The sequence below is a fragment of the Streptomyces lunaelactis genome (genome assembly GCF_003054555.1).
In the GTDB taxonomy this organism is placed as follows: Bacteria; Actinomycetota; Actinomycetes; order Streptomycetales; family Streptomycetaceae; genus Streptomyces; species Streptomyces lunaelactis.
Map to the genome: position 1 here is coordinate 281,865 of NZ_CP026304.1, position 14,513 is coordinate 296,377.

The 14,513-nt window shown below is 67.1% G+C and carries 13 protein-coding genes and 3 pseudogenes; 8 read left to right on the forward strand and 8 right to left on the reverse strand.

The annotated features are described in order from the left end of the window. Positions 1-206: 206 nt before the first annotated feature. Entirely contained in the window at positions 207-2,204 is a 1,998-nt protein-coding gene (locus tag SLUN_RS01245) for a hypothetical protein (RefSeq protein WP_108146773.1), read from the forward strand. Beyond that, entirely contained in the window at positions 2,201-3,295 is a 1,095-nt protein-coding gene (locus SLUN_RS01250) for a CHAT domain-containing protein (RefSeq protein ID WP_108146774.1), read from the forward strand. The genes SLUN_RS01245 and SLUN_RS01250 overlap by 4 nt, the downstream gene beginning before the upstream one ends. Positions 3,296-3,331: 36 nt before the next feature. Here the strand turns inward: SLUN_RS01250 and SLUN_RS01255 are convergent, their stop codons facing one another. The 4 genes and pseudogenes from SLUN_RS01255 to SLUN_RS01270 all read right to left on the reverse strand — a co-directional run. Further along, positions 3,332-3,829, reverse strand: coding sequence for a hypothetical protein (locus SLUN_RS01255; protein WP_108146775.1), 498 nt, complete (start codon positions 3,827-3,829; stop codon positions 3,332-3,334). Further along, positions 3,822-4,043, reverse strand: coding sequence for a hypothetical protein (locus tag SLUN_RS01260; protein WP_108146776.1), 222 nt, complete (start codon positions 4,041-4,043; stop codon positions 3,822-3,824). Before SLUN_RS01260 ends, SLUN_RS01255 begins: the two co-directional genes overlap by 8 nt. Before the next feature lie 27 nt (positions 4,044-4,070). Further along, positions 4,071-4,307: a hypothetical protein gene (locus tag SLUN_RS01265; protein ID WP_159100125.1), complete on the reverse strand. Its 237-nt coding sequence runs from the start codon at positions 4,305-4,307 to the stop codon at positions 4,071-4,073. Between the two features lie 215 nt (positions 4,308-4,522). Then, a pseudogene (locus SLUN_RS01270) lies at positions 4,523-4,804 on the reverse strand (hypothetical protein); the annotation flags it as partial. A gap of 298 nt (positions 4,805-5,102) precedes the next feature. Here SLUN_RS01270 and SLUN_RS01275 point away from each other — a divergent pair. From SLUN_RS01275 to SLUN_RS01285, 3 genes are read left to right on the forward strand one after another with little or no spacing between them, the layout of a single operon-like run. Then, entirely contained in the window at positions 5,103-6,035 is a 933-nt protein-coding gene (locus SLUN_RS01275) for a tyrosine-type recombinase/integrase (protein ID WP_254710232.1), read from the forward strand. After that, positions 6,032-8,503: a tyrosine-type recombinase/integrase gene (locus tag SLUN_RS40435; protein WP_217505891.1), complete on the forward strand. Its 2,472-nt coding sequence runs from the start codon at positions 6,032-6,034 to the stop codon at positions 8,501-8,503. Before SLUN_RS01275 ends, SLUN_RS40435 begins: the two co-directional genes overlap by 4 nt. Beyond that, a complete protein-coding gene (locus SLUN_RS01285) occupies positions 8,500-9,018 on the forward strand; it encodes a DUF6262 family protein (protein WP_108146778.1) in 519 nt (172 codons plus the stop codon). Before SLUN_RS40435 ends, SLUN_RS01285 begins: the two co-directional genes overlap by 4 nt. A 212-nt stretch (positions 9,019-9,230) precedes the next feature. On the opposite strand, the pseudogene SLUN_RS01290 reads toward SLUN_RS01285, so the two are convergent. The 3 genes and pseudogenes from SLUN_RS01290 to SLUN_RS40680 all read right to left on the reverse strand — a co-directional run. Next, positions 9,231-10,945 (reverse strand): annotated as a pseudogene (locus SLUN_RS01290) (PHP domain-containing protein); the annotation flags it as partial. Positions 10,946-11,124: 179 nt separating this feature from the next. Further along, positions 11,125-11,346, reverse strand: coding sequence for a hypothetical protein (locus SLUN_RS40670; RefSeq protein WP_175308625.1), 222 nt, complete (start codon positions 11,344-11,346; stop codon positions 11,125-11,127). A gap of 494 nt (positions 11,347-11,840) precedes the next feature. Then, a pseudogene (locus SLUN_RS40680) lies at positions 11,841-11,996 on the reverse strand (DNA ligase); the annotation flags it as partial. A 67-nt stretch (positions 11,997-12,063) separates the two neighbouring features. On the opposite strand from SLUN_RS40680, the gene SLUN_RS01300 reads away from it, so the two are divergent. The 3 genes from SLUN_RS01300 (at position 12,064) to SLUN_RS01310 (ending at position 13,660) form a co-directional block, all read left to right on the forward strand. After that, a complete protein-coding gene (locus tag SLUN_RS01300; RefSeq protein ID WP_108146779.1) occupies positions 12,064-12,987 on the forward strand; it encodes a hypothetical protein in 924 nt (307 codons plus the stop codon). A 68-nt stretch (positions 12,988-13,055) separates the two neighbouring features. Continuing rightward, a complete protein-coding gene (locus SLUN_RS01305; RefSeq protein WP_108146780.1) occupies positions 13,056-13,280 on the forward strand; it encodes a hypothetical protein in 225 nt (74 codons plus the stop codon). A gap of 8 nt (positions 13,281-13,288) precedes the next feature. Beyond that, entirely contained in the window at positions 13,289-13,660 is a 372-nt protein-coding gene (locus SLUN_RS01310; RefSeq protein WP_108146781.1) for a hypothetical protein, read from the forward strand. A gap of 224 nt (positions 13,661-13,884) precedes the next feature. On the opposite strand, the gene SLUN_RS01315 is transcribed toward SLUN_RS01310, so the two are convergent. Continuing rightward, complete coding sequence (locus tag SLUN_RS01315; RefSeq protein ID WP_108146782.1) at positions 13,885-14,313, reverse strand: VOC family protein; 429 nt, start codon at positions 14,311-14,313, stop codon at positions 13,885-13,887. Between the last annotated feature and the right edge of the window lie 200 nt (positions 14,314-14,513).

Consider the following 14,513-nt stretch of genomic DNA (forward strand, 5'->3'; position numbering starts at 1 on the left):
TCCGAGGCCTGGCGGTCTACAGCCTGTCCGCACTGCCGTACCAGGAGCGGGAAGGGAGCCAGCCTGCCGTTGGGCGGAGCAGCCGCTCACGCGCTCCTCGGATTGCTGCACACGCCCCTCACGCGCCGGTGTGCGCGGGTTCACCCGGCTCCCATGGTGTGTCACCCTACTGTGAATCCTGGCCTGGCCGACCGGAGGTCCGCACGATGGCACTCTCGCAACAGCGGCTCCACCAGCTGCATCGGTTGCTGAGCCACGGTGATTTCCATCAACTGCTGGATGCAGTCACGACGCTGTGGCCAGGCGACCGCCCAGACGGTCTCGGAGCACTCGCCGATTTCCTCCTCCACGCGCGCACCGCGCGGAGGGACGTGTGTCAGGACCTCTACGATCACATGGCTCCGGTCCTGACGTGCTCCCGGGACGATCTGGAGGCCGTGGCACAGCTCGGTCACCGTCATGCAGCCGTCCTAGCCTTCGAGGGCCGGGAGGCGGGCGAGGCCTTTCTGCGCCGCCAGGCCGCCGAGCTGTCCGCGGACAACCGTGGCTTCCCGTTGATGCTGCTCGGCAGGCATCTGACGGATGAGGGCCGTATCGACGAGGCCAGGGATCTTCTGCGCGAAGCGATCCTCGCCGCTGAGATGTCCGTCGAGTGGTACTTGCTGTCGGTATTACGTGAGATGGCGCGCTGCCAGCTGCACGCCGGAGAGACGGCCCTCAGCTTCGAGTACGTGCGGGCCTACTGGGTGAAGTCCTATGTGCGCGGGAGGATCTCCGGACCGGCCCTGAAGAGGTTCCTTCTGGGCAGCGCTGCGGCGTTCGGTCAGATCGACTACCTGGTCGAGTTGCAGCTCAACGTGGCCACCCGCGGCCGCAGGGAAGACATGCCTGCGCCTTCCGAGCACGCCGACCTCATGGCTGCCCTGCTCTCGGAGCTGGGCATCGACCCGCCTGTGGTGCAGGAAGCAGACGGGCTCTTGGAAGCGGTTCACGCCGAGCATTTCGCAGCCTTGCACCTGGCGGACCTCGGGAAGACCTACGAGGCGCTGGAGGCGTTCGGCAGGGCGGCCGACGACGCGACCCGGGTGGAAACCCGGTTGGGTGCGGCCCTCCACTGGATGTCCCGGCTGCTGGCCGTCTGGCTGCGGCCACGAGAGGAAGAAGCGGTCGCGCTGCTCGCCGAGTTCGGTGACTGGTCTCCCGCTACAGCGGCTCGCGGGCTGCTCCTCGGACGCCCGCCGTATGCCGCCGATACGACAGCTTGGCGGCGGGTCCTGGCCAGCAGGCCGACCGACGGCGGTTCTGCGGCGCACGACGAGCACCAGGCCCTGGTCACGGCGGTGGCAGTGCTGGGCAGGCTCGCGGAAGCCGCCGGCGCCACCGGGGAGGCAAAAGCGCTGTACCAGGTGGTCCTCGATTACGGCAGGCAGGAACTGTGGCTGGGTTCCCTGGTACTCCGTCGGCTCATCGCCCTCCTGGTCGGGTCAGGTGGCGACGACGACTTGGAGCGGGCCGGGGCCATCGGCGCGGCCTGCTTGGAAAACGAACTGCGGCCTATGGCCCGGTGGCACCTCCTGACCGAGTTGGCCCACGGGCGTGCCGCCCAGGGGCGTCCCGCCGCGGCGCTTGCCCTAGTAGAGCAGGCAATCACCCTGTGGAAAAGGGTGCTCAGCGGGCTGTACGACCCACGCTCCAAAGTGGCTTGGCTGGAACGAGGCGCCCGGTCACTCGACCTGGCGGTGGACCTCCTGTCTATATCCGGCGACTGGATCGACGAGTCGGATCGTCTGGAAAAGCTCCTGACCGTCACGGAGTTGAGCAAGGCACGGCTGATGACCGACGCCATCCACCGCAAGGAGTACCTCCCCGGCCCATTCATGCTGACCGAGCGGTACGGCCTCGACACCGACCGTATGGAGCAGGCCCGGCGGGAAGCACCTGACTGGCATGCCGCTGTCGCGCTGCAGAGCGTGGTGTATTCGGAGAGTCTTGTCTACGTCGACTGGGGTCACGACTGGCGCCATGAAAACAGCAGACCGGTGCGCGAGGTGGCCACTGACCTTGGCCCGTTGCGGACCACTCTTCGTATCCCGCTCAGTCACGATCGTGAGCTGCTCGCGAGTGTCGACACGGTGACCTACGAAGTAAGCGGCCTAACCGCCGACACAGAACTGATCGACCTGCTGTCGAGCGCAGATGGATGAGCGAAGCACTCCGCCCTCATCTCGGGCCCCATGAGCTCTTCGCGTCCTGGTACATCCGCCAGGAACGAAACGAACTGATCACGCTCGTAGGAGATGCCGACCGGCTGCTCGGGTCCCAGAGGCTTCCTCTCGCGCCAGTCAGGGAACTGCTGCGGGAATGGGAGCGTCAGATCGAAGACATCACCGCCCGACGCGGAGTCGGTGCCCCACGTCGTCCACCTCCGCTGGGTGACCTGCCAGACCTGGTACAGCAGCTCGGGGCATGCGCCATTCCCGACGCTTTGCGGGACGCCGCGCGCGACCCTCGATACCGGCGCCTGGTCGCCCTGCCTGACGGACTGATTCACAGCATGCCCATCGACCTCGTCGTCGTGCGTGCAGCCATGCTGCCGATCACCCGCGTGTTCGTCGACGGCGTGGTCACCGCGCCCAGTGCAGCTTCGTTCGTCTACGCCCGCGGCAAGAGCCGAGACGAAAGCGCACCATTCGCCGCCCTTCTCCTCAAACAGGGGGACGCCGACCTGGAGGAGGAGGTCGAGACCGTGCGGAAGGCTTTACCCTTCCCCTCCACAGTGGTGCGACACCGCGATCAACTCGCCGAGCTCAACGAACGAATCAGCCTGTTGTACGTGGCCTCGCACGGAGAAACGTCGACCCCAGGGCGCGTCGGGGATCACGAGCTCGGTTTTGACTGGCGGATCGAGTTCGACGGTGGTGGCGGAGCGCTGCAGGCCGACGACTTCTACAGCGGTGAAATCCGGCTGCGGCCCGGCGCCGTCGTCGTCATCAGTGCGTGCAGTGTGGGCCAGGTCGCGGCGGGTCCGATGCACGAGCTGCGAGGAATGGTAAACGCTCTATTCTACGCGGGAGCGGCCAATGTACTGGCCGCACGCTGGCCGCTGCCCTACGAGACGGCCCGGCACGTGTTCGCCGGCACAGTGCGCGATCACTACCGAGACGGGACTGCGTTGGCCTCCGCTCTGCGCTCCAACCTCCTGTCGGCAATATACGACCCGACGATCCGTGCGCTGGTGCGCCCCGGGCAGTGGCCCTTCTTCTTCGGCCCGTTCGTCCTAGCGGGAGCCGGCTGAATCAATCCTTCCGAGCCTTCCTCCTACGGAGCGGCGCTACCAGAGGATGACCGCGGCCGCAGCGCCCACGAGAGTCACCGCGACGACCTGAGCCGTTACCGCGGCCATCAGGATTACCGCGCGGACATCGTTACTCCTCTGCAGTCGAGCCAGCCACGTCAGCCGGTCGGCGGTCACCTTGGCAAGTCCTGTGCTCTCCGTCTGGTTCCAGCGGCGGCGCACCTCCCGCTGCACCGCAACGGGATCGAGGATCGTCTGACGGCGAGGGGTGTTGACGAGAATCGCCAGAACAGCGGCAACGAGGAAACCCGCCATGGCGAAGAGCAGAAGGACACGCGCCGCGTTCGGAATCGTGGCCTTTCCCTGATTCGTGACCAGCACGGCCAAGCCAAGCGTCAGCGTGACCAGCGTGCCTGAAGCGGTGATGACCGCAGCACCTCGTGCTTGGAGAGAGGCGCGCTGCTCGTTCTCCGCCGCCAGCAACTTCTCGATGTACTCCGCGAACACCTTGGCCGCGGTGGCGTCGTCACTCACCCGCGTTTTCCGGCATGCCGGGGGGATCCTCGTCCGCACGTACTGCGAGGACATCCTCCTCGTCCTCCAAGGCCGGACGTCGTGGAAGGCGCAGCCTCAGCTTCTGTTGGGTGGGCAGCTCCTGCCAGGTCTCGTCCGCGAGCGGATCGTCCGCGATCTCGGGCAACAACGGGATGCTGTCGCCCCCCTGGCCGTCAGCGTTCGGATCACTCATGTCCCCCACCACCTTCAATCGTGCACTTTATCGGCTTTCTCCCGTACACGCCGAGCCCTGTGAACCGAATCCTCCGGCGCCAGTGCCCTCCTCGTCGACGGCACAGCCCGCGTTTTCAGCCGCTGCGCGATCTGATCGATCCCCCTTGCCGGCGGAACCGGCGAAGCGGATCTTGTTGAGCCCGACCAGGTCCGCGATCACCCGGTGCTGTTCGAACTTCACGATGACCGTGCACTCGCGATAGGCGCTGAGGGCCATGCCCATGCCCAGGGGCATGCAGCGCGATGGTCTGCGTTGTCACAGGACAAAGCGGTCAAGAACAACGATGGATGATCATTCGCCCTCGACGACGTCGGTCCAGCACTGCACCGTAGACACAGGTAGGTGGGGCGCTGCGAGGTAAGCCGGCTGAGTCGACCGCACTCTCTAGGAACCACACCCTTCAGCCGAGGGCATCCCGGTTAACGAGCATTTCAAAGCAACACGCCTGGACTTGACGCAGAATCGAGCTGGAACAGGCCCAGGGTGTCGGAGTCCTGGATCATTTTGAAGGCGAAGTAGTCGTCCAGCGGGACCTGCTGCGGGTCATCCAGGTCGATGGTCGTGCCGGTGGTGCGCTGGATTTCGGCGGTGGCGTGGGCCATCGCGGACTGCATCCGCACCCCGAGGACATCCAGTTTGATCAGGCCGAGGTCTTCGACGTTCTCTGGGGGTTCAAGGGCAGTGGTGTGACGTTGCGTAGGCCCTCTCGTTGGGACTACTGCAACGGGTCTCAGGGGGTGTGGCTCTGCGGCAGATCGTTGCGATCGAGCCGTGGAGGCAGAGTGAGGGTACGGGCATTTCGTGTGGTGCTGCCGTCGGGCACCCGGTACTGGACTGTGGTCGACGAGAGCTGAGGTGGTCAGGGAAGCCGACCAGTTCCTGAGGGAGATCCGCCTGGCGAGGGGACGAGCGGAGACAACAACTAAGGCGTATGCCGAGGGAGTTTGCCTGTTTCTGCGATGGTGCATGGCCACGGGCAGGGACTGGAGGACTGCGGCCCGGGAGATGGGGCTGTTCATGCTCTGGCTGAAGTGGACTCCAGCCCACGGCGGTAAACCCTCGGCCGTCCTACCAGGGCCGGGGGCGAGGCCCGCCCGGGGCGAGATCCGGATCAACAAAGTCCTGACCGCGGTGCGGATGTTCCTGTTCTACGGCGTGACGAACAAGATGGTGCCGGGCTGGGTGCTGGAGCAGATCTACGAGGTCGGCGATTCCCGCGATCTGCCCGGCGAGGCTCAGGGCGAGAGCGGTGACATGCGACCTCGGCTGCGCGCTCGCCACCGGGTCCAGGAACCGGAGACGGACATCGACCGCGCCAGCGACGAGGAGGTCGTGGCGATGTTCCTGGCATGCCGTTCCGCGCGCGACCGGCTGACGCTGCTGCTCCTCTCACGCGTCGGCCTGCGCCCGGGGCAGGTCGCAGGCCTGCGCCGCAGCGACCCGCATCTGATGATGGAGTCCCAATCACTGGGCTGTGACATCGAGGGCGCCCACGTCCACGTCGCCCGGCGGCAGAACGAGAACGGCGCTTGGTCGAAGTCGAAGAAGACCTGGGCGATGCCGGTGGACTTCCTCGTGGTGCAGGCTTTCGACCAATACGCGCTGGAATGCTTTGAGCAACTGCCTTCCTGCGACAGCGACTTCCTGTTGGTCAACCTCTTCCGCCCGCCATACGGCGAGCCGGTGACCACGGACGCGATCGGCGAGCTCTGCGAGTCGTTGTCCCGCCGGGCCGGTCTGGGCCGGATGGTCACGCCGCGGATGTGCCGGCACACGATGGCCAGCAACGTCGTGGACGCCGGCGGCAGCCTGGACGAGGTCCAGGCCCTCCTCGGCCAGAAGAATCCCAACTCGCCAAGGCCGTATCTGCATCCGAGTCGCACCCGACTCCGGGATGCCATCGAGCGGGTGCCCTCTCCCCGTCTGCAGTTCGGGGGCGAAAACCGGTGACCATCATCCACCCCATCGCCGCCTCCCAGCCGGACGAGATCGCCGATCCTTTGCTCGAGGCCATCAGCCCGGAGTTCCTGCAGCTCATGAGTTGGGATCCGGAAATCCGGCTGCTGTTCATCCCGCGCGACCATCCGCAGTTCAGCGCGCCGGAGTGCCTGGTCGAGGGCTGCAACAAGATGGTCTATTACGAGTTTCAGCAGGGCCTCTGCGTCGGCTGCTTGAGGCGGTGGGAGAAGAGCGGACAGGGCATCGAGGAGTTCGCCGGGACCGCGAAGCGGCTCTGGAGGGCCATTGGCGAAGTCGACTGCAAGGTTCCTCAGTGCGCCCGCCCCAGCAAGGGCCAGGCCACCGCGCTCTGCGACGCTCACCTCTATCAGCAGAGGAGGATCTACAAGATCCCGATCGAAGAGTTCGTACAGCATCCCGAGGTCGTCCCGTTGGAGGCTTTCGGGCCGTGTCAGGTCGCCGCGTGTTACCGGCAACGGCAGAGTCCGACCGGCTACTGCACCGCTCATGCTCAGCGCCGGCGGTATGAAATCCGCAGGGGAACTCTGGGCGACGAGGATCACTGGCGGCGGACCACGAATGCGATCTCTGAGTGCGGCGTGATCAGTCTGCGCGGACTACCCGACCGGGTGGTGCACGAGATTCTCTACGGCCTGCAGGAACGCGTGAACGAGGGCGTGATGCAGAAGGACTACATCCTGCGGCCGTTCTGCGACCTGGCCCGTTCGCAGCAGATCACCACGCTCACCGAACTCGATCTGAGTCACATCAACCACACAACGGCAGGTGTCGCCAAGGGCATCCTCAAGCACCTCGGGCGCTTCGGCCTGACTCCCGAGACCGAGCGGCACAAAGACATCTGGTCCGGCTATGCGTTCGGCCTGGACGGCAACGTCTACTTCGACAAGATCAGCCAATTCTGGCTGCGTGAGGCCACGAAGGCCTGGGCCCTGGACGACATTCCCAAGAGGCGAGGCAAGAGCCGAACAGCCGTCCAGGCCCACATCAACGCCATCGTCCAGCTTTCGGACAGCCTGCGGTTGAACCGGCCCGATCACGGCGAGGACGTTCGTGCTGTCGCACGCGATGACGTGACAATCTTTCTGAACCGCCTGCGGTTCCTGAGCGAGCAAGGCGAGATCAGCGGATACGCGCACGTCCGTGTGGTCCGATCCGCCCGGCAGTTGCTGAGCCGGATGCGGACCCTGGGCCTGATCCAGCGTGATCAGCCCTTGCACGGGATCTGCGAGACCTTCGCCTTGCGGCCCGAGGACGTGCCTGACGACCCCGAGGACAACGAGGCCGGCCGCGACCTGCCGCCCGAGGTCATGGCCCAGCTCTGCCAGCACCTCGACAGCCTCGAACCCACGGGAGCCCCCGAGATCCGCACCGCCGTCGAGCTGATCATCGACACCGGCCGCCGCCCTTCTGAGATCTGTCGGCTTCCTTTCGACTGCCTCGAGCGGGACGACGACGGCAAGCTGACACTGGTCTACGACAACCACAAGTCGGCGCGGAAAGCCCGTCGCCTGCCCATCAGCGGCGAGACCGGCGCCGTGATCGTGGCCCAGCAGGAACGAGTACGGGCACGATTTCCGAACACCCCGACCGACTCGCTCAAGCTGCTGCCGTCCGTCCTGACCAACGCGACAGGCACCAAACCGATCGGCCCGGAGTGGCTCGCCACCCGTCATCGAGCCTGGGTGGGTTCGCTGCCCGAGTTCCTGGTTCCCACGGTGGTCACGGTCAAGGGTCGCCAGGTCACCAAGATGCTGCCCTTTGACAAGGCGAAGATCTTCCCTTACGCCTTCCGGCACACCTACGCTCAGCGGCACGCTGACGCCGGCGTCGCTCCCGATGCCCTGCAGTCCCTCATGGACCATCGTCAACTGACGACCACTCAGCAGTACTACCGGGTCAGCGAGACGCGCAAACGTGAGGCCGTGGAGCGGGTCACCGCGATGCAATTCGACCGGAACGGCAGCCGCGTCTGGCGGAAGGCGCAGTTTCTGCTCGACTCCGAGCATGCCCGCCGAGCCATCGGGGAGGTCCAGGTGCCCTACGGGCTCTGCACCGAACCCACCAACGTCCAGGCTGGCGGGCACGACTGCCCCGTCCGATTCCGCTGCGTCGGCTGCGATCACTTCCGCACGGACGTCTCCTACCTCCCCGACCTTGAGGCATACCTCGCCGATCTCCTCCGAGGCCGCGAACGCCTCGCCGCATTCGCCGCGGACTCATGGGCGAAGGCCGAGGCCATGCCCTCCGACGAGGAGATCGCCCGCGTTCGCCGCCTGGTCAAGCGAGTCCGGGAAGACTTGGAGGATCTCACCGAGGAGGACCGGATTCAGATCAAGGAAGCCGTCACCGTAGTTCGCCGCACCCGCCGGGTCGTCTCGCTCGGCTTGCCCCGCGTCGGGCCGCCCGAGGATCTCCGCCCCGAAAGGCCCGCGGGATGACCAACCCCATGATCGAGGGAAAGCGTGCTGACTCGGCCCGCCGCCGGGAACGCGTCCTCAAAGCCATCGACGCCACCCTCAAGAGCGGTGGAGACATCACCGTCTCCGGTCTCGCCAGAGCCGCTCGAGTTGACCGCACCTTCCTCTATCGCCACCGCGACCTGCTCGAACGCATCCACGCCGCCGCCAACACTCCCGCCGAGGAGGGTCGGATGGCGGCGGTCAGCAGGGCCTCGCTCCAGACCGACCTTGCGAACGCACGGGAACGCAACAGGCGCCTCGCGACACGGGTCCGGCAGCTGGAGAGCCGCCTGTCCTCCCAGCTCGGCAACGCCGTCTGGGCCGAATCCGGCCTCGGAGCACCCGTCGACATCGACCATCTCCAACGCCGCATCGCCCTACTTGAACAGGAGGTTGCCGCCAGGCAAGGCGAACTCGACGAGCGAACGGAAGAGCTGGAGGCGGCGCGAGGGGCGAACCGTGAGTTGACCCGGGCCCTGAACCACCGGCCTTGATCGCGGCTGGGCACTGCCCGATCTGAGCTGCCCAATCACAGCCACGCGGTTCCCGGGCGCCTTCGGCCGCCGGGAACCGCCAAGATCTCGGTCACTACACGGCGAACCACCGGATCGAGCGATAGCACCACAGGTGTCGTGATGCCTAGACTCACCTAACAAGTCGCTGAGCTGCATCAACGTGAGGCTCATTCCACGGCAACTGCTTCGACCCCCAGAGAATCCACTTCTTCCTTGTCGGCCTGGACCATCGGATAGCCGCCGGGGGTGGGTTGCACGGGCAGCCGGTCCAGCAGCGATGCGTTCGTGAGGATCACGCCGCAGGGGTGCATGGCGATACCGCGGGGCAGTGCATCGAGGCCTTCGGCGAGCTCGAACATGAGCTGGAACGGTGCCGCCTCGCTGGCAAGTTGTTTCAGTTCGGGCAGTTCGGCGAGGGCGGCGGTGATGTCGCAGGCCCGGATGTGAGGGAACGATTTGGCGATCCGGTCCACGTCCGCGGGCGCGATACCGAGCGCGAGGCCGGTGTCGCGCAGCGCGTGCCGGGCCCGGTAGGTCTCCGGCATGCCGGTGACCGCGACGCGCTCCAGCCCGAACCGGTCAATGATCTTGTCGTAGACCTCCAGCCTGCGGGCGGACTCGACGTCGATGTCGATGTCGGGCAGCGACGCGCGGCGCACCGACAGGAACCGCTCAAAGAGCAGCCAGTGATCGAGCGGGTTCGCGGTGGCGATCATCAGCGCGTGATTGACCATGCTGCCCGCGCCGGAGCCGCGGGCGGCGACCCGGATCCCCATCTCCCGGACGTCGGCCACGACTTGGGCGACGGTCAGGAAGTAGGTGTCGTACTTCAGCTGGGCAATGACGGCGAGTTCTTCCTCCAGGCGCCGGCGGGCCGCGGGCTCGTGGTCGAGGCCGCGGCGGACCATGCCCGCCTCGCACCGCTCACGCAGCAGCCGGGATGCCTCCCCCGGACCGCCGCCGGCGCCGACCATCTCCGGTTCAGGGAAGTGGGGGGTGCCCAGGCCCAGGTCCGCGACGGGATCGAGCACACACTGGCCCGCTGTTGTTTCGGTGTCGGCGAGCAGGCGCAGGGCACGCTGCTCCCCCAGGCCGGCGGCTTCGGCAATCCGCAAGGCTGCCTCGGCCATGACGGCCGGGTCCTTGAGCCAGCGCTCCCCCGAATCAAGCACGCGCCGGTCGATCGGGCGCAGCAGCCGGGCGGCGTCCAGGACATCAGCGAGCCGGTGTTGGCCCGGATCGGCGTACCGGGCGGCATTGGTCAGCACGGCCGGGACACCGGCCTGGTCGGCAAACGTCAGGGTGCGGGCGGCCAGACGCAGCGAGCCCGGCCCGGTGCCGGATTGGCCGTGCCACACCGCTGCCAGCCTCAGCCGGTCAGCGAAAATCTCCCGCCACGGGGCGAGCAGCTGCTCGGCGATGTCCGGCCGTCCCGCGGACAGGGCGCGGACCGGTTCGGAGACCGGCCCGAGCAGCGCGATCAGCCCGTCGTTCCCGTGTTCACCCAGCGCCTCCCAGGACAGGACGGGCGGCTGGCCGTGCTGCTGCTGGTGGGCTGCGGAGGTCAGGCGGCACAGCCGCGCCCAGCCGGCCTTGTTCTCGGCGAGCAGCACGATGCGCAGCGGCCGCTCCAGCACGTGGGCTCCGCCGCGCACGGGGGTACGGCGGCGCTGCGCTCGGACTGCGGCCAGGGGGGCGACGGCCAGGTCGACGCCGAATATGGGGCGGATGCCGTGCTCCATGGCGGCCTTGGCGAAGCGCACGGCGCCGGTGACGGTGTCCCGGTCGGTCAGCGCCAGCGCGCTCATGCCGCGCTCGGCCGCCCGCGCGACCAGGTCCTCGGGGTGGGAGGCCCGTACCGGGCGGAGTAGCCGGACGCGACGTGCACGTGGGTAAAACCCGCCATGCCACGCCTCCGAACACCACTACCCCCACTTGTCTATTTTCGTGCGAATTACACCGAAAAGCGACTTCGAACTTCTGTTCGAGAAGGGTAACGCGTGATGCCCTCTGCGGCGACCGTGGCGCACGTGAGACCCCACGGACGGGGGAAAGCACGGCAGGCGCTGTTGACGCAGCCGGGCGTCATTCCGCTGCCGGCTGGTCCGGGTCGACGGAGGGCCGTTCCGCGCCATACAGCGGGACGTCGTCGGGGGTGAGGTCGATACGGAGCCTGTGGAGATTGACGGGGTGGCGCCAGCGGCCGCGATCGACAGCGGTGTCACCGTGAAATTCGGCGACGAGCTGGGGCGCGACGGGGGTGAAGGCGAGCGGTTCGCGGCTGCCCCAGTGCGAAGTGAAGTGCACGTCGTGCCAGGGGTGGTCGGCGCCTGCGGGGGTGAGCAGGCCACCGCCGAGCTCCGCACGAAGCCGCGGCGCCAGCGGTGTGCTGCGGGCGACCAGGAGGAAGTGCCCGTCGGTGGTGTAGCGGCCGAGCAGGACGGTCTCCGGTCGAATGACGCTGCCGGTGACCGCGCCGATGACCGCTTCAGCGGTGTTGCGGGTGCACTGGTGGAGTGTCGGTACTCGAGAGTTGCAGTATTCGCCCGCGGGGCGAGCAGCTCCGCACCCGGCCCGGTCACGTCAGCGGTGACAAGGCGTACAGCTCTCGCCCAACAGGCGCTGTCCGCGAAGACGCCGGATGTCTGCCAGAGGGCACGCCGAACCTGCTGGCGTTCAACAAGGCGTCGACCGGCTGACCATCTCCCCACAGAAGGCCGTGCTACGACGTCTTCGCCCAGCGCCGCGGCGGCGTCAGCGATCTCCGGGAACGCTCCCGTGAGGTCACGCCCATTGCGCGACTGCAGGAACACTCTGCCGTCCGCACCGGCGAACACCAGCAGCCGGAATCCGTCGTACTTCGGCTCGAACACGATGCCGCCCGGCAGGGCGGCGGGCCCGGGCAGACGCGGCACCGCACGGGCCAGCATCGACTCCACCGGAGGAGCAAGACTCATATAAGGGAATTACCCGGGCAAGGAGTGCAAACTCGTCTCTGTCGGAGTGAAGGGTGCTGGGTGAGCTGTGGATCTGGAGAACATCGCAGACGAGGTGTACGGGCTGGCGCCCGAGGACTTCATCGACGCCCGCAGCCAGCATGCGGCCGCCGCCCGCAAAGCCGGAGACCGGGACCTGGCCAGGCGGATCGGCGCGCTGAGGCGCCCGACACTGTCCGCATGGGCCAGCAATCTGCTCGTACGTGGTCAGCCCGACGCCGTCGCCGGCCTGCTCCGCCTCGGCGAAGGCCTGCGAGAAGCCCACCAGGAACTCGACCCGGAGCAGCTGCGTGAACTGTCCAGCCAGCAGCACCGCCTGATCGGCGCGCTCGCTCGCCAAGCCCGGCAGCTGGCAGCCGACGCCGGACATCCGGTCAGTGAAGAAGTGCAGCACGAGATCGAAGTGACCCTGCACGCGGTCCTGGCCGATCCGCAGGCAGCCCAAGAATGGGCTTCCGGCCGACTCGTCAAGCCGCTCACTCCCCCGGTCGGCTTCACCGCGGCCGCGGTCAGCGGCGCCCCGCAACGAGCGGCCCCCGCCCCGCCCTCGGCACTATCCGGCCCCCCGGCCGGTCAGGACGACCGAGACGCTGTCGCCGGCCTGGACCGCAGCGCCAAGGAGCAGCGGCGCGAGGCGGAGCGGCAACAGAAGGTCGCCCAGGCCCGAAAGGACGCAGAGAGTGCCGAACAGCAGGCTCGCGACCGGGAGGAAGAACTCCAGCAAGCCGAATCAGCGCAGGAGCAGGCCGAGAAACAGCTCCAGGCAGCAGAAGCGCGGACCGCCGCCCTCGCCGAGGAGGTAAAAGCCGCCCAGGAACAGAAACGCCAGGCACGCAGCGCACTGGATCAGGCCCGTCGCAGCGTCTCGGATGCCGTCCGCAAGGCCCGCGAAGCACGAAGCGGCGCCCAGAGCGCGCGCGCCCGCGCCCAGCGAATCGAGGACGCAAAGTGATCTGTGCCCAAAGCCCCAGGGCTGGCGAACCCCTCCCCCAATGTGCTAGCAATTGCTAGGCTGCGGGTATGGAGACTGAGAAGAAACAGCTGAACGTCCGGGTCGGGGCCCGCACGCACGAGCTCCTCACCGCGCGGGCCAAGCGCCGCGGCGTCACCATCCAGGCGTACGTCTCCGGCATCGTCGAGAGCGAGGTCGACCCGCAGCGCGACGCCTTCGTGTCCGGACTGGTCGACGACATGACCGACCTGCTCGTCGAGTTCGAGGAGACCTTCGAGGCGGGTAAGCGTTGATTCTCCGCGTGGATGCCCGCTGGATCGAGGAATCCCTCCAGCAGTTCGAGGAGAACACCGGTCGCGAAGTCGGCATCGACGACTGGGGCGCTCTCGCCGCCGCCGTGTACCGGCACGCCTACGAGCTGCACGCTGGCGAACCCTTCTACCTCGAAACCCCGGTCCGCGCCGCGGTCCTGCTGCAGATGTTCGTGGCTACCACCCCGCTGACCGACTACAACGGTCTTGTCGGCAGCGCTCTCGCCATCCGCTACCTGCGCGAGTCCGGCGAGCCCGTCAAACCGCCCGCCGGGGGCATGACCCAACTGGTTACAGGCCTTCGAAACGGCACCCTCGCCCTGCGCGAGGTCGCCGCCCAGTTGCGCGCCTGGGCTCGCTGACCGGCTCTGCGACGCGCTGGAGCCGCAGCCGCCCGGGCTGCGGCCAGACCCAGGTGAGCGAGTCATGTCCCGTCTCAGATGGTCTGGTCCCTGGTGATGCCTGTGACCTGCAGCGACCAGAAGAACTGAGACGCTGTGACACTGGAAATCTCAGTGGATCTGGTGCCGGACGCACGGTTGCCCGGTGCCGTCTCAGTTGATCTGGGAGGACACGCTCGCGGCTCTCAGTCGATACAGAACTCGTTGCCCTCGATGTCCTTCATCGGGATGCACGAATCATTGCCGTCATACAGCGTTCGCACGTGTACCGCGCCGAGCGGGACCAGTCGTGCGCATTCGGCCTCAAGTGCGGCGAGGCGCTCTTTACCCACGAGTCCGGTGCCGACCCGCACATCAAGATGCAGCCGGTTCTTGGCGGCCTTCCCTTCGGGGACGCGCTGGAAGTACAGTCGCGGGCCCACACCTGAGGGATCACAGCAGGCGAACCATGAGTCCCGCTGCTCAGGTGGCTGCGAGCGCTTGAAATCGTCCCAAGTGGCAAACCCCTCCGGTGGCGGCGGTACGACGTATCCCAACACCTCGCACCAGAAACGAGCGAGGCGCTCAGGTTCTGCGCAGTCGAAGGTGACTTGGAACTGCTTGATCGATGCCATCGGTCCAACATATTGGCGCGTGCTGCTCACCGAGATCCCGGGGTTTCATCGCGCGCGCCCCACGTCGCTATTGATCTGCGGTGCGAGCGCGCAGACGGGCGAGGATCCCGTTGCTGCGGGCAGGGTCCTCCGCGGCTGCTCGTTCCGCCTGGAGTTCGCGGTGGACTCGCTCACACGTCGGGCACCGCCCGCCTTCCGCG